This is a genomic window from Brevibacillus sp. MS2.2 (assembly GCF_013284345.1).
Classification (GTDB): Bacteria; Bacillota; Bacilli; order Brevibacillales; family Brevibacillaceae; genus Brevibacillus; species Brevibacillus brevis_C.
This window is the reverse complement of record NZ_JABSUZ010000003.1, coordinates 164,139-182,315: the sequence shown is the minus strand read 5'-3', so window position 1 is coordinate 182,315 and position 18,177 is coordinate 164,139. Positions and strand designations below refer to the sequence as shown.

At 43.4% G+C, this 18,177-nt stretch carries 15 protein-coding genes, 1 tRNA gene and 3 pseudogenes; 13 read left to right on the top strand and 6 right to left on the bottom strand.

From position 1 onward, the window contains the following. The first annotated feature begins 9 nt into the window (after positions 1-9). The 5 genes from sbnA to HP568_RS03925 all read left to right on the top strand — a co-directional run bounded on the left by sbnA (position 10) and on the right by HP568_RS03925 (position 6,227). Positions 10-978, top strand: a complete 969-nt coding sequence (sbnA, locus tag HP568_RS03945) for a 2,3-diaminopropionate biosynthesis protein SbnA (protein ID WP_173628390.1) — start codon at positions 10-12, stop codon at positions 976-978. A gap of 45 nt (positions 979-1,023) precedes the next feature. Continuing rightward, the gene (sbnB, locus tag HP568_RS03940) at positions 1,024-1,992 is read left to right on the top strand and encodes a 2,3-diaminopropionate biosynthesis protein SbnB (RefSeq protein ID WP_048033239.1); all 969 of its coding nucleotides are present in this window, start codon (positions 1,024-1,026) and stop codon (positions 1,990-1,992) included. Positions 1,993-2,016: 24 nt separating this feature from the next. Beyond that, positions 2,017-2,778, top strand: coding sequence for a ParB N-terminal domain-containing protein (locus HP568_RS03935; RefSeq protein WP_309142203.1), 762 nt, complete (start codon positions 2,017-2,019; stop codon positions 2,776-2,778). A 164-nt stretch (positions 2,779-2,942) separates the two neighbouring features. After that, complete coding sequence (edeA, locus tag HP568_RS03930; RefSeq protein ID WP_173628435.1) at positions 2,943-6,002, top strand: cyclic peptide edeine export ABC transporter EdeA; 3,060 nt, start codon at positions 2,943-2,945, stop codon at positions 6,000-6,002. A 151-nt stretch (positions 6,003-6,153) separates the two neighbouring features. Continuing rightward, positions 6,154-6,227: transfer RNA gene (locus HP568_RS03925), tRNA-Gly, on the top strand. A 248-nt stretch (positions 6,228-6,475) separates the two neighbouring features. Here HP568_RS03925 and HP568_RS29620 read toward each other — a convergent pair. Next, positions 6,476-6,748 (bottom strand): annotated as a pseudogene (locus HP568_RS29620) (hypothetical protein); the annotation flags it as partial. A gap of 383 nt (positions 6,749-7,131) precedes the next feature. Here HP568_RS29620 and HP568_RS03920 point away from each other — a divergent pair. The 3 genes and pseudogenes from HP568_RS03920 to HP568_RS03915 all read left to right on the top strand — a co-directional run bounded on the left by HP568_RS03920 (position 7,132) and on the right by HP568_RS03915 (position 9,695). Continuing rightward, entirely contained in the window at positions 7,132-8,052 is a 921-nt protein-coding gene (locus HP568_RS03920) for an MBL fold metallo-hydrolase (RefSeq protein WP_173628388.1), read from the top strand. A gap of 155 nt (positions 8,053-8,207) precedes the next feature. Next, positions 8,208-8,548 (top strand): annotated as a pseudogene (locus tag HP568_RS29615) (VOC family protein); the annotation flags it as partial. Between the two features lie 229 nt (positions 8,549-8,777). Next, the gene (locus HP568_RS03915) at positions 8,778-9,695 is read left to right on the top strand and encodes an aldo/keto reductase (protein ID WP_173628387.1); all 918 of its coding nucleotides are present in this window, start codon (positions 8,778-8,780) and stop codon (positions 9,693-9,695) included. Here HP568_RS03915 and HP568_RS29610 read toward each other — a convergent pair. The 4 genes and pseudogenes from HP568_RS29610 to HP568_RS03900 all read right to left on the bottom strand — a co-directional run bounded on the left by HP568_RS29610 (position 9,665) and on the right by HP568_RS03900 (position 12,079). Beyond that, positions 9,665-10,055: pseudogene (locus tag HP568_RS29610) on the bottom strand (DUF3885 domain-containing protein). The gene HP568_RS03915 and the pseudogene HP568_RS29610 sit on opposite strands and share 31 nt — an antisense overlap. Positions 10,056-10,130: 75 nt before the next feature. Further along, positions 10,131-10,523: a YkvA family protein gene (locus HP568_RS03910; protein WP_048033235.1), complete on the bottom strand. Its 393-nt coding sequence runs from the start codon at positions 10,521-10,523 to the stop codon at positions 10,131-10,133. Between the two features lie 205 nt (positions 10,524-10,728). Further along, a complete protein-coding gene (locus HP568_RS03905; protein ID WP_173628386.1) occupies positions 10,729-11,709 on the bottom strand; it encodes a zinc-dependent alcohol dehydrogenase family protein in 981 nt (326 codons plus the stop codon). A 160-nt stretch (positions 11,710-11,869) separates the two neighbouring features. Beyond that, positions 11,870-12,079, bottom strand: a complete 210-nt coding sequence (locus HP568_RS03900) for a CDGSH iron-sulfur domain-containing protein (RefSeq protein ID WP_056487930.1) — start codon at positions 12,077-12,079, stop codon at positions 11,870-11,872. Between the two features lie 190 nt (positions 12,080-12,269). On the opposite strand from HP568_RS03900, the gene HP568_RS03895 reads away from it, so the two are divergent. Next, positions 12,270-12,440: a tryptophan RNA-binding attenuator protein inhibitory protein gene (locus HP568_RS03895; RefSeq protein ID WP_048033232.1), complete on the top strand. Its 171-nt coding sequence runs from the start codon at positions 12,270-12,272 to the stop codon at positions 12,438-12,440. A gap of 90 nt (positions 12,441-12,530) precedes the next feature. On the opposite strand, the gene HP568_RS03890 is transcribed toward HP568_RS03895, so the two are convergent. Beyond that, positions 12,531-12,905, bottom strand: a complete 375-nt coding sequence (locus HP568_RS03890) for a DoxX family protein (protein WP_048033231.1) — start codon at positions 12,903-12,905, stop codon at positions 12,531-12,533. Positions 12,906-13,096: 191 nt separating this feature from the next. On the opposite strand from HP568_RS03890, the gene HP568_RS03885 reads away from it, so the two are divergent. The 4 genes from HP568_RS03885 (at position 13,097) to HP568_RS03870 (ending at position 18,140) form a co-directional block, all read left to right on the top strand. Further along, complete coding sequence (locus tag HP568_RS03885; RefSeq protein WP_048033230.1) at positions 13,097-13,783, top strand: response regulator transcription factor; 687 nt, start codon at positions 13,097-13,099, stop codon at positions 13,781-13,783. After that, complete coding sequence (locus tag HP568_RS03880) at positions 13,776-14,777, top strand: sensor histidine kinase (protein WP_173628385.1); 1,002 nt, start codon at positions 13,776-13,778, stop codon at positions 14,775-14,777. Before HP568_RS03885 ends, HP568_RS03880 begins: the two co-directional genes overlap by 8 nt. Positions 14,778-14,862: 85 nt before the next feature. Beyond that, positions 14,863-15,546: an ABC transporter ATP-binding protein gene (locus HP568_RS03875; RefSeq protein ID WP_016739677.1), complete on the top strand. Its 684-nt coding sequence runs from the start codon at positions 14,863-14,865 to the stop codon at positions 15,544-15,546. Further along, positions 15,543-18,140 carry an ABC transporter permease gene (locus HP568_RS03870; protein WP_173628384.1) on the top strand — a complete coding sequence of 866 codons (2,598 nt, stop codon included), beginning with the start codon at positions 15,543-15,545 and terminating at the stop codon, positions 18,138-18,140. The genes HP568_RS03875 and HP568_RS03870 overlap by 4 nt, the downstream gene beginning before the upstream one ends. The last annotated feature ends 37 nt before the right edge of the window (positions 18,141-18,177 follow it).

Sequence of the window (18,177 nt, the reverse complement as noted above, 5' to 3'; positions counted from 1 at the left end):
GGGCTCAACATGCTAACAAAAATGATGGCCATAAGTCACATGATTGGCAATACGCCTTTAAACAAACTTGAGCATGAGCACATCAATCTGTTTTGCAAACTGGAATACAACAACCTCATGGGGAGTGTAAAAGTGAGGCCGGCCTTTTACATATTACAGGAGGCGATCAAAAGAGGAGAGATCACGCAGGAAACGACCGTAATCGAGTCTTCTTCGGGAAATTTTGCTATCGCTTTGGCGACATTGTGCAAGCGACTGGGAATTAAATTTATTCCCGTCATTGATCCAAATATCAATCCCGTCTATGAGAACTTGCTCAGGGTAATTTCCCATGAGGTCGTAAAAGTAACGGATCGTGACGAGACAGGAGGATTTCTCCTAACGCGCATCCAAACGGTCAATCGCCTGCTGAATGAGACGAATAACTCGTTTTGGACCAATCAGTACGGAAATCCGGATAGCGCTCGAGCCCATTACTTCGGACTGGGAGCCGAGATTGCAGACAGCTTTGAGACATTGGACTACGCTTTTATCGGCGTTAGCTCTGGCGGCACGATTACTGGAATCTCACAGCGATTGAAGGAACGTTTTCCGGACATAAAAATCATTGCTGTCGATACGGTAGGATCGGTAATTTTCGGACAAGAACCACAAAAACGTTACATCCCGGGAATTGGATCGAGCATGCGGCCTGACATACTCAAGGGCGCGATTATTGATGAGGTCGTTCATGTTTCGGAGGAGGACACAGTCAAGGCTTGCTATCAGCTATACGCTGAGCATGGCATTTTTGCTGGAGGATCTTCTGGAACTTCCTATTGGGCAATTGAAAACTACTTCAAAGATCAACAGCACGTCGTTAAGCCAAATGTCGTCTTTTTATGCCCAGACGGTGGTATGCCCTATGTCAATACTGTATACAACCAGGAATGGGTACAGTGGTTGCATCAGCAAAAGCATTCTTTCGTTGGCAATTAAGCAGTGTCCAATAAATCTACTACGATAAGCAGGGTGGGATGTACGATGTTATATCTAAACACGAGTGATATTGAAAAGGTCGGCAAGAATTGGAAGGAAACCATTGATGTCATTGAACATGCTGTACATTCCTTACAAAAGGAAGATTATGCACAGCCAATTAAACCATATTTGCGATACCATGACATGTCAAATCGCATTATTGCCATGCCAGCATTTGTAGGCGGAGATACCTACATGGCGGGAATCAAGTGGATTGCCAGTTTCCCGAAAAACCTTCAAGAGGGTATCCAACGCGCGCATTCGATTACCATCCTGAACGAAGCTAGAACGGGTAAGCCTGTGGCAACAATTAATACGGCCCTGGTCAGCGGCATCCGAACTGCTTCCGTTTCCGGTCTTCTCCTCAAGCATTACGAACAAGTACGTCCCCTGCAAAATGTAACGGTCGGAATTATCGGATTTGGCCCGATTGGCAGACTTCATCTGCAAATGGTAACAGCCATGTTAGGAGAGAAGATCACCAAGGTGGTTCTCTTTGACATTGCGGGTATCCAGCAGGAGCATATTCCGGCCGAGATAAAAGAGAAAACGGTTATCGCGCAAACGTGGGAAGAAGCATACTGCGAGGCAGATGTGTTCATTACGTGCACGGTGTCACCGCATGGTTTTATTGACAAGCAACCAAAAAGACAGTCCTTGTTGTTAAATGTATCGTTACGCGATTTCACACCAAAAATTCTCGACTATACCCGCTCCATTATCGTAGACGACTGGACTGAAGTTTGCCGGGAGAATACGGACATCGAGATCATGCATCTGGAGAGAGGCTTGCAAAAAGAAGATACCAAATCCATCACAGATATCGTCTGCCTTGACCAGATGAAAGAGTTTCCACATGATGAGCCCATCATGTTTAATCCGATGGGGATGGCGATTTTTGATATCGCCATTGCTGCCTACTATTATAAACAAGCACTCTCGCAGGGGATCGGAACTCACTTGCAAGACTAACTGGAGGTTACCATTTTGTACGATGTGCTGGCAAATCTAAAACTGGTAGAGTCATCTCGTATTTGTTTGCACGAGTCACATGAAAACAAGCGACTACACAAGACCAGACAGATCATTGAGGAGGAAGGGATTTTGCGCCATCCTCCGCTGGCGATTCTCATGCAAAACGGTCAGTATTTGATCATTGATGGTGCACATCGGACCTTTGCTCTTCAAGCGCTTGGGTGCAAACATATCCCCGTACAGGTAGTGGAGCATGAGGATTTTCACTTGGATATGTGGGATCATATTGTGCCAGTTGCTGCATGGTTGCAATCAGTGGAGCAGGATTCTGTGTTTCGGTGGGAAACCGAGCGTTTAGGTGAAACGCCTGTGGCAGAAATGAAGATAGGGAACAAAGAACGCTTCTACCTGTATCCAAAGGAGAATCGGCAGGATGATGAGTGGCGAATGACGCTATGGCGTCAATTAGTGGACAGTTACAACTATAGCCACCCGGTGCATCGTCTGCCCACAGGGATGCTCGAATGGCCAGAAACAGGAGCCGCCTTGATACGGTTCCCGCCAATCAGTCTAGCGGAATTGGAGCGTATCGTATCGAAAGGGCATGTTTTGCCTGCGGGTGTTACTCGTTTTGAAATAGACGGGCGTCTATTAAACTTGTGTATTCCGATTAGCCTATTAAAACAGGAACAAATCGAGCGAGAACAGTGGGAGCGATTGGTTAAAAAATGGAGAGAAACCTTGCGCCTCTACTCGAAACCCGTGTATATGTGCGATGCGTAATAAGAAACCGTGGCGAGTGTGATTCGCCACGGTTTCTATCCAATCCCAATTACACACGTACTCGTTTACTTGCGGGTGCGGTCTTTCCCACAGACGCAGTGCCTAAAAAGGAGTGGATCATTCTGCAAAAGATCAAAGATGGGTCGAGAAGGAAACTAGCATTCTTGCTGATGTGTCTGGTTCTCGTATTTTCCGGCAGTATGCCTGTGTACGCCGAAACGAACGTTCGACAGGATGCGGAAATCGCAACAGCAATCGAACAGCTAGTCAATAAAACCATGGAGTCGGAAAAAATCCCGGGTGCTGCCGTTGTGGTCATCAAAGAGGGGAAAACGATTTACAAGCAATCGTTTGGATTTTCCGATGTCCAAAAGCAGGAACGGATAACTGCTGACACATTGTTTGAAATCGGATCGAACTCCAAAGCCTTTACAGCGCTAGCCATGCACCAGCTGGTCGAGCAAAAACGTCTTTCTCTGGATGATCCTGTTCAGAGCTTTATACCGTGGTTTACCGTTACATATAAAGGACAACCGGAAACGATCCTGATCAAGGATTTGCTGTACCATACCAGTGGGATTCCGTTTGAAAGCATTGGCTCCATACCTGTCTCATCTAGCGAGAATGCAATTGAAGAAACAATTCGAGCGCTCAATCATACAGAGCTGGCACGTAAGCCAGGGACAGCGTATGAATACGCTACATTTAACTATGATGTCCTTGGCTATATTGTTGAAAAAGTGACCGGAGTATCATTTGAGCAGTATGTGCAGCAACAAGTCATTGCCAAATTGGGACTAACCCATACCTATATGAAGGCACAGGCACCCGAGTGGGATATGGCAAAAGGGCACAAAATCAGCTTCTTTTCTCCAAAAGTGAATAATGCGCCTGATTATCGTGGAAACACGCCAGCTGGTTATGTCGTATCCAACCTGAACGACATGGAACGATGGCTGAAGATTCAGCTAGGGGTGGAGTCCTCTGCGTTTCGTACGGAGTTGGTGCGTGCCTCACATCTTCCTGACCGATCTGTACCTCCAGCGGCGGACGGTTCCTCGTATGCGTCAGGCTGGATGATTTATCAGGATGGTGGGGGGCAAATTTCGCACGGCGGCAACAACCCTGGATTCTCGTCGTACATGGTGTTTCGCCCAGAGGAAAAGCTGGGAGCAGTGGTTTTGACCAATACAAACACCTTGAACGCATTTGTTATCGCGGAAGGGGCCGTCAATCTCGTACTAGGCAAAGAAGTGCCAGTAGTCGTGTCTGACACCAATCTTCAAGCGGATCGTATGGCAAGTATTTCTCTCGTGATCCTTGGTATCCTTTTGTTGGTACTTAGTGGGGGGATCGTGCAGATTTTCGTGCAAGTCTATCGAGGCGAACGAAAACTCGTCGCGAATGCGGGGCGAATTTGTTTTGCATCCTTCGTTGCATTCGTTGTCATGGGCAGTGTTTTAACCGCCGCCTTATACTATTTGCCAGATGTTTTTTTTATGGGCTTACCATGGCCGTTTATCGAGGTCTGGCTTCCAATCACCATTTTTTACGCCATGTACGCATTAGTAGCTGGACTTGCTTTATTTAATGTGTACATCACACTCATCCGTTTGTTCCCGAAATCGCAAGAAACATCCATGACGTCTATTGTCATACAGGGGCTTATCAGCGGATTTGGGAATGCGTTGATTATTTTTATGATCAATCTGGCGCTCACTTCTACGAACAAATTTCATGCATCCATTTTCCTGTATTTTCTCCTGGGTATCTTGTTGTATATCGTCGGGGAGAAAATGATGCGTAGCCGACTGATTGTGATCACAAATGAAATCGTCTACGAAAAAAGAATGGAACTGATCCGCAAAATCTTTCGGACCCCTTATCAAAAGTACGAGACACTTGATAACGGTGAAATATATGCGGGGTTAAATAACGATACGGAAACGATTAGTACGTTTGCCAATAGTGTCGTTGTGGCACTGACGAGTGCGGTTACACTCGTATTTTGCTTCATTTATCTGGGCTCGCTGGATCTATACGGATTTTTGTTTTGTCTGGCTATCATTTTTGTGGCTGTAGGCTTGTATACGCTGGCAGGTCGCTTTGCAAACAAAGTATGGGAGGAAACCAGAGACATCCAAAATGTGTTTTTCTCCTATATTACCGATATGATCGGAGGCTTCAAGGAGCTGTATCTGACGCAGGCACAACGAAAAGAATTTGAAGAAGACATGGAAAGAAGCTGCTCTGACTATCGACATAAAAAATCAGCGGGCCAATTTAAATTTGTGAACGTGTATTTGATTGGGGAATTGCTATTCGTAGTGGTAATCGGCACGGTTGCCTTTTTATTCCCGGTTCTTTTCCCTTCGCTTCAAAAAGAGATGCTGATTAGTTATGTGTTTGTCTTTCTGTATATGACAGGACCCGTTCACGGTATTTTGAATGCAGTACCGGAGCTGATTCGGATCAAGATCAGCTGGCAGCGACTGAATGCGTTGCTTGATTCGTTATCAGTGGAAACGAGAAGAGAAGAAGAGAGCTTGGCTGTGCAGAACGCGCAAGACTTTGAGTCGTTTTCATCGGAACAGGTACGTTTTCGATACAAAAACAAGGAGGGCGAAGAGTTTTCCGTAGGGCCGCTGGACTTCTCCTGCCAAAAAGGGGAGATCGTCTTCATTGTTGGTGGCAACGGTAGCGGGAAGTCAACGTTTGCCAAGCTGATTACCGGATTGTACGAGCAGGATGAAGGCGAGTTTTTCATGAACGGCCAAACAGTGAGTGCGGATCAACGCTGCGAATTCTTTTCTGCGATCTTCAGTGATTTTTATCTGTTTGAGAAGATGTACGGAATCGATTACCAAGCGAAGCAAGAGGAAGTGAGCAAATATTTAGAGGTGCTTCGCATCGCAGACAAAGTAGAAGTGGATGAAACGGGAATGTTTAGCACGACGAAGCTGTCTACGGGTCAGCGTAAGCGTCTTGCCTTAATGCTCAGTCTGGTAAGAAACCGGCCCATTTTCCTCTTTGACGAGTGGGCAGCGGACCAAGATCCAGAGTATCGTCAATTCTTTTACGAATCCCTGCTGCCAGAAATGAAAAGACAGGGCAAATGTGTCATCGCGATTACACACGACGATCGCTACTTCCATCTTGCTGATCAGGTAGTGAAAATGGAGAGTGGGCGAATTATTTCGCAGCAAACACTTGCGCATGCCTGATGGAAAAGCAAGCAGAGAAGACCGAATGGGGATGGTGCCCGGCGGTCTTTTTTGGTATGAGTGGCACAGCTCCCTTCGACCGGAGATCTAGACAAATAATTCAGACAGCTATATAATTGGAAGCAGTAGGAATGGAATGTAGTAAAATCGTGCGGGTGTAGTTCAATGGTAGAACTCCGGCTTCCCAAGCCTGCGGCGTGGGTTCGATTCCCATCACCCGCTCCATACGAAATGGTCGAAAAGCCTTTGAATACAAAGGCTTTTCTTGTTTGTTCAGCCATGGTTGCAGAAAAACACGATTGAAGCGAAACTTTTAAGTGGTTCGTAAATAAACCAGAAGGGGCTCGACCAGTAAGTTCTGGTGAACTCATAGTAAGATCAGGCTGGATAGTTCATTCAAGAGACAAATGTTCCCACTTATCTTCTGCCGAGCAGAAGAGATCCGTGCTACCTGGCTGCACGATCCATTTTCATAAAGACCAGCCTACTCCGAGAGCGATCTTTTGGATGTCGAATTTTTCGGTCACCAGCCGATGCTGTAGTTTAACGTTGTCATAGAGGGTTACCTGCGGAAAATTAGCCCGGTCGAAAGGGGGAGGCGTGTTACTGGCAGACGAAGATAATCCGTTGCCCAGCAGATTTGGAACGATAATGAAATATTTCTGAGGATCGAGTGCCGTACCGTTTCCAATCAACCATTCATTCTGAACATGCTGGTCGCCAAAAACAGTTGGATAGTTGATAAGACGATGACATTATCTTTCATAGAAGCAGTAAGGGAGGTTATCTCTATAGAGGAGGAGAATAAAACCGTTTAGCATATTCGCAATATGCAGGATTTTAATTTGAATCCTAAACTTCCATCTGGCTTTACAAAACCGGCTGTTTTTGCTTTCTGAAATCTTAACGTCGTTAAATCCGCGTTTGCTGGTGGTACTCGATGCCTACAGAACAGGTAGCCCCAAAAATGAAAATATTATCTCTTGACAGTTATTTATGTAAGTTCAGCTCGTCTTTATCGTTTTTGGGAACAACCGATATCTTAACGTGATGGCGATACCCCGTCAAAGGAATCCCTTCTTTAATGTCGAAATATTTGGTGAAAATAGGGAATCGAGGAGAGAGGAAAATGGATAAGGAATTTTTCAGCAAACATTTTTGTCTTGAAAAAGTTAGTGAAGGGATATACGTTGCAATTGCAAGAGAAGGCGGTGGTGCCGTAGCAAATGCAGGCTTTATTGATTTAGGAGATAAAACAATAGTTTTTGATACATTTAACACACAACAGGCTGCTGAAGATTTAAGATATATTGCAGAAAAAATAACAAATCGACCCGTGACCTGGGTTGTAAATAGTCATTGGCATGGAGATCATATTCGAGGTAACCAAGCATTTAAACAAAGTAATATTATTTCAAGTGAAATTACATATGAAAAAATGAAGGATATTCATCCAGCGAGAATCGATAAGCAGAAAAATGATATACAAGGTCTAAGAAATTATATTCATTCTTTAAAAGGTCAAATAAATCAATCCAATGATCCTAAGTTAAAACATCAAATAAACTTTCTAAGCGAATTAGAAGTTTCATTACCAACTTTGAAATTAGTTTTACCTCAAAAAACATTTTTTGATGCCATAACGTTTCATGGAATTAACCGTAGTGCACAGCTTTTCACATTAGGTGGTGGACATTCATTTTGTGATGCAGTTCTCTATATTCCAGAAGAGAAAGTAATATTCATGGGTGATTTATTATTTGTTGATTGCCATCCAACATTTTTTGAAGAATCGAATCCTGAGAATTGGATTCACATTTTGGAAAAGGTTAGAGCTATGGATGTTAAGATAGCGATTCCAGGACATGGTCCAATTGGAACAAAATTTCACATTTTAGAATTAATAGACTATATAACGGATTTAACTTTAGTTGCACGAGAAAAAGACCAAATCGAAGATATCAAAGTACCAAACAACTACAAAAATTGGGGTTCCCCAAAGGTTTATCAACAGAATATTAAAATGCTAAAGGGAATAATGAAATGTTAAATCATAATAGAAATCCGTTTACATTCCACAATATGAGGTCCGGGCCCGTGTCCATCGAGCCAGAAAAACGCTAATCTCAAGAATTACAACAACATATGTCACCATTTGGTATGCAAATCTTTAAAGAATTTACAGTTTATTTTTAGAAAAAAAGAAAAAATAGCAATAAAATGGTTATTCATGCGGAATTTTTGGAAATGGTTTTTTGCAGATGGTAGCAGCTAAACCGGCATATTGATTATTCTTGCCGCCAGATAAAGACAAAGCATGCAATTCTTTAGGGATTTACGTAATGAGTGTTGATCAGGTATTTGCGGTATCAAGAGGAGCGAAAGTAAGGGAGCCGGTTATAAACTGTGTTTCAGGTGATCGATTCGGAAGTATATTGGAACCTTTTGGAGTAAGATGGTCTATTATGACTCGGATTGAGGATTTGTCAGAAGAAGAAAGTAGCCGGAGGGTCACTGAATGGGCCAATAGCTTTAGCGGAGAATAAATACAATAATCATTTTACATAGAAAGTGTTAATAGTGATCAGTTGCTGAAATGGTGTACAAAGTCTAATAAATCAACTGAATAGTGGAAGATACATCAAACTATGAGTCCTTTCCGCGTTAACAAGCCCGGCTTTCTTTGCCTGTATCTCCATTTAAGCATGGATCGCCGTCCTTTTTTTATGGTATCAGTAGTGGGGTGTGTTGATAAAATAGAATCGGAGGATTGACATGAGAACCATACCACTCGGCACGAGCAAGTTAGAAGTACCAGTCATCGCAATTGGATGCATGAGGATTGGGTCATTAGACAAGCTGCAAGCGGAGCGCTTTGTACAAACAGCACTTGAAGAAGGGGCGAACTTCTTCGACCATGCAGATATTTATGGAAAAGGCAGATGTGAGGAAGTATTTGCGGAAGCGATTCAGATGAGCCCTAGCGTTCGCGAGCGTATCCTTTTGCAATCGAAATGTGGCATCCGCCCCGGCATGTTCGACTTTTCCAAGGAGCATATTTTGAACGCAGTGGATGGCATTCTAAAACGCCTAAAAACGGAATATTTGGATGTATTGCTACTGCATCGCCCAGACACGCTTGTCGAGCCAGAAGAAGTAGCGGAAGCGTTCGATCTTCTGGAAAGCACGGGTAAAGTGCGCCACTTTGGCGTCTCCAATCAAAATCCGATGCAGATCCGGCTGTTAGACAAATATGTGAAGCAACCAATCGTCGCCAACCAGTTGCAGCTCAGCATTATGAACGCGACGTTGATTTCCCAAGGCTTCAACGTCAATATGGCGAACAATTCGGCTGTGAACCGCGATGGCAGTGTACTCGACTTCTGTAGGCTGCATGATATTACGATTCAGCCCTGGTCGCCGTTCCAGTATGGATTTTTCGAAGGATCTTTCCTTGGGAACGAGAAATTTCCTGAGTTGAACAAAAAAATCGATGAAATGGCAGCTAAATATGAAGTATCCAACACGACAATCGCCATCGCTTGGCTACTACGGCACCCGGCGAACATGCAACCTGTCATTGGCACGACGAATATCGACCGAATGAAAGATTGCGTGAAAGCAGCACATATTCGTTTGACGCGAGAAGAGTGGTATGACATCTATCGATCTGCCGGAAATGTGTTGCCATAGCTCCAACGCGAATAGCTTTCATAAATCCCTCTGATTGTGTCAGGAGAAGTGGCTAGTAAAATCACAGCCTCGATCGTCATAGATGGGAAAGATGGTTTGTTTGCTCGTATTGATAAAGTAGACCCGATGAAAAATACGTGGCTGTAATCCCATATCCTGACGGCAGATTGCTTTTACCATTGGAACATAGGCAAAGTCCGATGTCTTACACTTCAAGGCGAATCGATGCGTTCGATAGGCTTCATTCTCATCGTCTTCTGAAAAAACGCAAGGAATAGTGTGTTGTTACAGCTTATACAAAAGGGATTTGACAAAACGGATTCCAATATCCCAGCTATAAAACAAAGGTGGTCTAAGCATTAATGCTGGAAATGTATGGTGTAAATACTCGTGTAACGTCACCAAAGCACCTCGCTCTACTCGAATAGATTTTACCTATTCTTGTAAAAATTCTTTTTGTTTCCACTCTTTGTATTGAGTAAGGTCGCTGCTTACTTGTCGAAACACCAATCCAATGATTGTCGCATCATCTAGTAAACCAGCAACAGGAATAAAATCTGTGATGGCATCTATGGGTGAAACAAAGTACAAAATCCCGGCAATAATCATCAAGATGGATTTAACAGGGATTGTTCGATATTTACCACTCGTCCAATCACCGAAAATTTGAAAGAGTAGCTGTAAATTCTCCCACACATCTCCGATTGCTTTTTTATCTGCTTTTTTCATTGCTTTTTTTAGGAGATTAGATGCTTTTTCTTTATCGTTCAGATATTCAGAGGCTTTTGATTCATAATTTTTAAGAAACCTCTTTTCATGTTTAGCCATAGGACCTCCTATGTTTCGTCGAAGCCAAAAAGGGTGAGGAAACGCTCATTATTGGCTTCGTTGTTATTGAAACCCACTTGTACATCCCCAAAGAACGAGGTAGCGTATAGGCAATTTACATCTACATTTTCACTACAGCGAGAGCTTATCATTTATTTTGCCCGTAGAAAAGTAGCGCTTCGGATGTACGATTGCTTCCAAGCGATTACACCAAGATGATTTTCCCCTTACGATGAGGGCTCTCCGCAAATTGCACCGCCTCTCTTACATCATGCAAGGCAAATTTCGCTCCTGGCTCTGCTAAAAAGAGCTTCCCATTCTGAACGAGCTCGATGACTTTCTCAAACGTTTCGTGCCAGGTAGACACGGAAACTCGTTGATTCCAGTGGCGCAATAAAAACAGTTGAGGGAGAACGCCAAGCTCTTTCGAGATCATGGACCAATCCACTTGAACTCCCGATAATAGGCCTAACGACAAGAAAATTCCACCGGCACGTGTAGACTTCGCCAGCTCTAAACCATCTGGGCCGCCAATGGAATCAATAGATGCATGAGCACCTTGTCCGTTCGTTACACTCTTGATGGCATCATAGATAGACACACATGAACTGTCGATGACATGCCACGCCCCGAGTTGCATCAACTCCTCGGTATATCTTGCGTTTCGGACGATGGCGATCACCCGAAAACCGAGAAGAGCGGATAGCTGAATAAACAAGCGGCCAATGGCTGAGTTGGCTGCATTGACTAGCAAAACCTGTTGAGATAGTTGAAGGGTCTCATTGCAGATGACCCATGCAGTGATAGGGTTGATGTACAACTGACATGCCATATCATCCTGGATCGAATCGGGAACCGCAATGGCTAACTCAGCTGTCGTTTTTACGTATTCTTGCCACGTACCCTCACCGCGCAAAGGCAGAACACGTTTCCCGATAAGAGAGCGGGGAGCAAAAGGACCCGTATCAATAACGGTACCAACCCCCTCATACCCAGGTATGGCGGGAAGGTTGATACGATGCTTGTAGGCACCTCGAATCGGGATGACGTCAGAAGGATTTATAGGACGTGCGCTCATTTTCACCAAAATTTCATCTTGCTTCAGCGGTTCAATCAGCCGCTGTTCAATATTCAATACTTCATGAGGTTCACCAAATTGATTGTAACGTACTGTTTGTGCATACATGGTTGTGTACTCCTAACGTTGTCTTGCGTACGGGATCGGAATGTCATTATTTTAGGTATAAAAAATAAACGCCGTCAATCAACTTTCGCTTTAAAGAGGAAATAATTTGACATAAAAAGCGGTTGAAAGTGAAAAAAGAGCGCATCTGCGCTCTTTCGAATCATGCTTTTGCCCGTGGTGCACTTTCAAAGCCGATCTTTTTATGCGTGCCATCACAGAACGGTTTCTTCTCGGATTGACCGCATCGACAGAGTGAAAAAGATGAACCGACTTCATACTTGTCACCTGCTCCATCCAGCAATTCAACTTCACCCGTAACACGAATGGAGCCATTGTCGTTAATCTTGATGGTTACTTTTTCTTGATCCACATGTCATCCCTCCTTTTTTACTATCTTTACCTACTATGCTTTCAATCAGAAGGGTATGTAGTAAATAATTGCTGCTCTACATGGGAAGAGCCTGCCGCAGCGATCGTGAACTTGCTGGCAGCCCATGACGAATTCGTGTTAAAATCAGGACAAGGTACGGTTATTTTTAGCGGGGAGAGGGTTTTGTCTCATGACGATTTCGATGGATGACTTAGAGCAATCCTGCTGGGAATGCGAAGGCAAGGGGATTCTTTTGAATGAAAACAAGCAAGAGGAATCATGCCCCAAATGCCAGGGTAAGGGAGCCATTCTTACCGCACAAGGTCAGACCCTCCTACACTTTATAAAAAAGCACTTGTAAACGCACGAGCTTGATAAAAAGCGGGAGGCCGTCAAATCCTCACCTGGTTACGGGTGGGAACTGGCGGCCTTTTTAGCGAGCCATAAGACTCTAAACCGACGTAGCATGATTCGGCTGTTTTTTGCTACCACTCTGGCGACCGATCAGCAAGAAAACGAGGAGCAAGACAAACGGAATCGCTACAGTAGTCGTGTCACCGTGTAAAAGAAGAGTGATTGTAGCACCAAGCATAATCACAGCGAGCGCATAGGCGGCGTAACGTGTATACTTTTTCATCAGTAGGCCCAGTCCGCCAAGCACCTCGCCTAAACCGATTACAACTTGGAACCAATGGGGAAACCCGAATGCTTGGAAAGCGAGTGTTGACTCTGGATGTCCAATCAGCTTATAAATACCAGATGAAAGAAACATCAAGCACAACCCTACGATCAATACCCATTTTGCGAAAATACGCAGACCTATCATACTTAAATCCTCCAATCGTTTCGTTGATGGATTCAGTATAAATCGCCCATTATGACATCTTTTGTCATATAACAATGACTGAACGATATACGATACATATATTTACAATCGGATATGCTTATCGTTTGTGTTTCGTAGATCAATCGTATATAGATGGAGAAAACAATGAATGACAGTGGGGAGGATGAACATTGAAGGTTTTAGTAGTAGAAGATGACAAGACCATTGCAGATGGTTTGCACTATTCGCTATCCAGTGAGGGTTATGAAGTAGTTCTTTGTGAAGGGAAGCAAACTGCCATTGAAACAATCAAGCAACAACGTTTTGATATTTATTTACTGGATCTAACTTTGCCAGATGGTAATGGCTATGAAATTTGCGAATATGTAAAAGAAAATCAGGATGCACCTGTCATCTTCTTGACGGCGTGTGATGATGAAATCAATGTGGTTCGAGGGTTAGATATGGGAGCAGACGACTATATCACAAAGCCGTTTCGTATCCGGGAGCTGATTAGCCGAATGAAGTCATCCCTTAGGCACTACCAAAAAGAACCCACCCCGACTGACAAAGTGAAGATTGGACATGTTGTCGTGAATACAAAACTGGCTAAAGTGTACAAAGGAACCGAGGAAGTGATGCTGACTGCTTTAGAATACCGGTTGCTGTTGGCATTCATAAATAGTAGGGGGCAAGTTCTGTCCAGAAATCAGTTGTTAGAGGGCATTTGGGATCTAGATGGAAACTTTATCAATGACAATACTCTTTCGGTCTACATTAAGCGGCTACGAGAAAAGTTGGAGGATGATAGCCAGAATCCCAAAGTGATAGAAACCGTACGCGGACTTGGCTATCGAATGAGTGGAAGTCATGCTTAAAAACAAGGAAATCCGCAAGTTATGTATGTATAGCGTAGTGATTTCCATCATTGGGATCACGATTCTTTGGATAATCGATTGGAAAGCGGGGATTGTGGCGATTGCCATGGTATTTCTGCTCCTTTCATGTTTTTTCTTGTTTACCCGCAAACGTTATCAGGACATCAGTAAGCTGGCTTATTATTTGGCTTCTGTATATTCAGGTCAACCCACGATGGATATTAGGGATAACGTTGAGGGTGAATTGAGTATTCTGAAAAATGATATTTATAAAGTGACATTAACGTTGTCCGAGCAGTCTACTCTTCTGAAAAAGGACAAACAATACTTGGCAGATACTCTTTCGAACATCTCCCATCAACTAAAAACGCCACTTGCCTCTATGTTTGTCATGGCTGATTTGTTAAACAACCCTAGTCTGCCAAAAGAAAAGAGGGAGGAGTTCTTGGGCAAGATTATCAATCAGTTGAAGCGTATTGAATGGCTCGTGACTTCATTGCTTAAGCTGTCCAAAATCGATGTGCAGAGCGTTATTTTCAAGAAGGAACTCGTATCTGTCAAAAAAATGATAAACAAGGCATTAGAACCGCTCCTCATCCCCATGGAATTAAAAAATCAGGAGCTTTCTTTTTCCTGTAAAGAAGACCTTTTCGTGTATGGAGATGAAAACTGGACGGTAGAAGCCATTTTGAACATAATGAAAAACGGGATTGAGCATACGCCCGTTGGGGGACGTATTGCCATTTCGTGTGAGGAAACACCTTTGTATACACAAATTGTTATTACCGACAGTGGCGAGGGGATTAGCCCGGAAGATGCTCCACACATTTTTGAACGATTTTATAAAGGGAAGAATGCAGGAGTGGATAGTATTGGAATAGGGCTAGCCATGTCTAAAACAATCTTGCAAAGTCAAAACGCCGATGTATTTATGGAAAGCCAGACTGGTGTAGGCACAACATTCAAAATCAAATTTTACAAGCAAATGATGTAGATGACAAAATTGTAAGAATGAATGTCACCGACGAGACATGTTTGGCAGCTATTCTAGACGTAATCACTTATCTGGGAGGATCATGATGGAGATTTTGCGAGTAGAGAACCTGTCAAAGACGTACGGTGATGGCGAAACAGCTGTTACTGCATTGAACGATATCTCATTTTCCGTACAAAAAGGGGAGTTTGTGGCGATCATTGGACCATCTGGTTCAGGTAAGTCTACGCTTTTGCATATTCTAGGGGGTGTTGATACGCCCACATCCGGTAAGGTGATTGTTGACCAGACGGATATGTACGCGATGGATGAAACGGCACTGGCCATCTTCAGACGTAGACAGATTGGACTTATCTATCAATTCTACAATCTGATCCCTGTCCTTACTGTAGAGGAAAATATTACCTTGCCGTTGTTATTGGACGGTAGAGAAGTAAATCAAGATATCTTTTCCGGTATCGTAGAGACTCTAGGTCTTCAACAACGATTAAAGCATCTGCCAAACCAGCTTTCTGGAGGACAGCAGCAACGTGCGTCCATTGGCCGTGCCTTGATTAGCAGTCCCGCCATTGTATTGGCTGACGAGCCTACGGGGAATCTGGACAGTAAAAACAGTGCTGAGATTGTGAAGCTCTTGAAAAAATTACACAAAGAACGGCATCAAACCCTGATTGTTATTACACATGATGAAAATATTGCCTTGCAAGCGGACCGTATTATTGGCATTTCGGATGGCAGGATTTCTAGAGATGAGGTGATCCGGCGATGAATATCGTAAATCAGCTCACCTTACGTTATATGAAGCAGAATAAGAGCCGTACCCTTGTTACAATCATTGGGGTTGTCATTTCTGTCGCAATGCTTACAGCAGTATTTTCGATAAGTAGTTCTTTCATGGATATGATGCAGCGAAACGCGATTGCCTACTCTGGCAAATGGCAGGCAGCTTTTCTCAATGTTGCAGGAGAAGATGTTGCGGTTATTACAAATGCAGATGCAGTAGAGAGATACGACATTGACCAGAAACTTGGATTTGCACGACTTTCCAACTCTGCAAACCGCGTGAAGCCTTATTTGTATATTACTGGGCACAATAATCATGATGTAATAGGGGTGAGCCTAATTGATGGGCGATTGCCTCGGAATGAAAATGAACTGGCACTTTCATCGCAGTATCTTCGAACCGTCGGGGTAAGCTTGAAGGTTGGAGATGTAGTCTCATTAGATTTTGGCAACCGTAGCTTGAATATAGATGGGCAGAGCGAGGCGTTGGGCAACAATGATGCCTATCAATCAAAGGAAGTCTTTACTCCTACAATAACGAAAACATACACCATTACAGGGATTGTTGAAGCACCAGATAAAGAGCACGAAGCAATGGCTGCATACCGTGCATTTAGTGGTCTTTCCGAGAATGATTTAGAGGCGGGTTCTCCCTACACGGTAAGTGTTGAATATAAGGATTTTAAAGGTTTAGGGAATGATATTTATGAAACGAGTAACATGATTGCAAGTAAGGTGAACGGAGTAAAGGATCAAGTTAAATCGAATGGAGTAAAAGTCAAGTACAACCGGGATCTTTTGCTTTATTCCGGGATTTCGAATGATTCCCACTTTCTTACCACCATGTATCTGGCAGTCTTAACCGTTGGAAGTATCATTCTGATTGGATCTGTCTCACTAATCTACAACGCGTTTGCGATCTCGCTTTCAGAGCGTAGCCGCACATTAGGGATGTTATCTAGCATAGGGGCAACCAAACAACAAAAAAGGGCTTCTGTATTTTTTGAAGCTGCTGTGATCGGGGTCATAGCTATTCCGGCCGGGTTGTTTTTTGGGTCCATTGGCATTGGGGTTACTCTACATTTGCTCAGCCCATTCATTCAAAAAATATTTGTCGTTAGCGAACCGATGCGATTGGTGATAGAGCCGTTTAGTATGGTTGCTGTCATTTTGTTTTCCATTTTGACACTGTTCATTTCTGCATGGTTTCCAGCAGTGAGGGCATCGGGAATTACACCGATAACTGCGATCCGCCAGACAAAGGATATCGAAATAAAAGGAAAAGATGTTCGAACATCCAAAATGACTCGTAAGTTGTTTGGATTTGAAGCGGAACTAGGATTAAAAAATCTGAAAAGGAATAAACACCACTATCGCTCAACTGTCTTTTCTCTTGCGATCAGCGTAATCTTGTACCTAGCAGCTTCTTCCTTTTCGTTGTATATGGATAAGTCCTATAATATGGCGCAAGCACCGCTACCCTATGATCTGTCAGTATACGCAAGAGGAGCCGATCTGGAAAGGGTAAGGTCATTAACAAATGAATTGATGTCTGTCCAAAACGCAACAACGAAAGTGAAGACCCAACTTCTTTTTGATGATCTAATCCTCAACGAAAACGAGGTTACCACAGACATATCCAGTCGCCTTACTTTTAATCCAGATGGGAAATACTACATGTCTTCAAACATTGTTTCTCTTGATGAGGCCTCTTTTGCAGCGTATCTGCAAACCGCAGGGATTGATGCGAAGAAATTGGAAGGAGACGAGATTTCTGCAATACTTGTCAACCGGTTCACCTTGAAAGAACAACATAATTTTACAGATATCTCTCAACTAGCAGTCCAAGAGGGATCAGAAATACCATTCACGAAGGTTGAAGGAGCTAAAATCCGAATTGCTTCTATCACGGATAAACGTCCACCTTTTATGCTACACTACCAGGAAGATGCTTTTACGGTGACATTTGTTGTTTCTGAACGAAGTTTTGACAAGCTACGAGAATTAGGTAACGATATGCTGTCTCAACAAGTTACCAGCGAGATTCAATTTACAACAGAGCAGTCTGTGGCATTGGAAAATGAATTGAACCCGATTATTGACGAATATCCAGATGTACATGTCTATACGACTAATCTGATTGAGGAGCGTCAGGATGCAATGAATCGCGCCACAGTCACATCCGTATTCCTTTATGGGTTTGTGGTTCTCATCGGACTCATTTGTATGGCAAATATTATCAACACGATTTCGACAGGGATGGCCTTGAGAAAACGTGAGTTTGCGATGTTGGCCTCCATTGGCATGACGCCAAAGGGTATGAAGAAAATGCTACGTTTCGAAGGATTCTTTTATGGAATGAAGTCGCTTATTTACGGTTTACCGATTAGTTTATGCGTGATGTTTTTCATCTACATGAGCCTTAGCCGGAATTTTGAATTTGCTTTTACGTTGCCTTGGGCGAATCTTTTCATTGCAGGGATAGGTGTGTTTTTTATTGTGGGTACATCAATCCTCTATGCGACTAGAAAACATAAAGAACAGAATATCGTTGAATCGCTGAAGAACGAAAATATCTAATGTAGAGGGTAATTTTTTGGAACGGTCTAGATAAACA

Coding starts and splice junctions, on each gene's coding strand:
- sbnB (WP_048033239.1), top strand. CDS start 1,024: ATGTTATATCTAAACACGAGTGATATTGAAAAGGTCGGCAAGAATTGG.
- sbnA (WP_173628390.1), top strand. CDS start 10: ATGCTAACAAAAATGATGGCCATAAGTCACATGATTGGCAATACGCCT.
- HP568_RS03890 (WP_048033231.1), bottom strand. CDS start 12,905: ATGATAGGTCTGCGTATTTTCGCAAAATGGGTATTGATCGTAGGGTTG.
- HP568_RS03895 (WP_048033232.1), top strand. CDS start 12,270: ATGACGATTTCGATGGATGACTTAGAGCAATCCTGCTGGGAATGCGAA.
- HP568_RS03915 (WP_173628387.1), top strand. CDS start 8,778: ATGAGAACCATACCACTCGGCACGAGCAAGTTAGAAGTACCAGTCATC.
- HP568_RS03905 (WP_173628386.1), bottom strand. CDS start 11,709: ATGTATGCACAAACAGTACGTTACAATCAATTTGGTGAACCTCATGAA.
- HP568_RS03875 (WP_016739677.1), top strand. CDS start 14,863: ATGGAGATTTTGCGAGTAGAGAACCTGTCAAAGACGTACGGTGATGGC.
- HP568_RS03880 (WP_173628385.1), top strand. CDS start 13,776: ATGCTTAAAAACAAGGAAATCCGCAAGTTATGTATGTATAGCGTAGTG.
- HP568_RS03920 (WP_173628388.1), top strand. CDS start 7,132: ATGGATAAGGAATTTTTCAGCAAACATTTTTGTCTTGAAAAAGTTAGT.
- HP568_RS03870 (WP_173628384.1), top strand. CDS start 15,543: ATGAATATCGTAAATCAGCTCACCTTACGTTATATGAAGCAGAATAAG.
- HP568_RS03910 (WP_048033235.1), bottom strand. CDS start 10,523: ATGGCTAAACATGAAAAGAGGTTTCTTAAAAATTATGAATCAAAAGCC.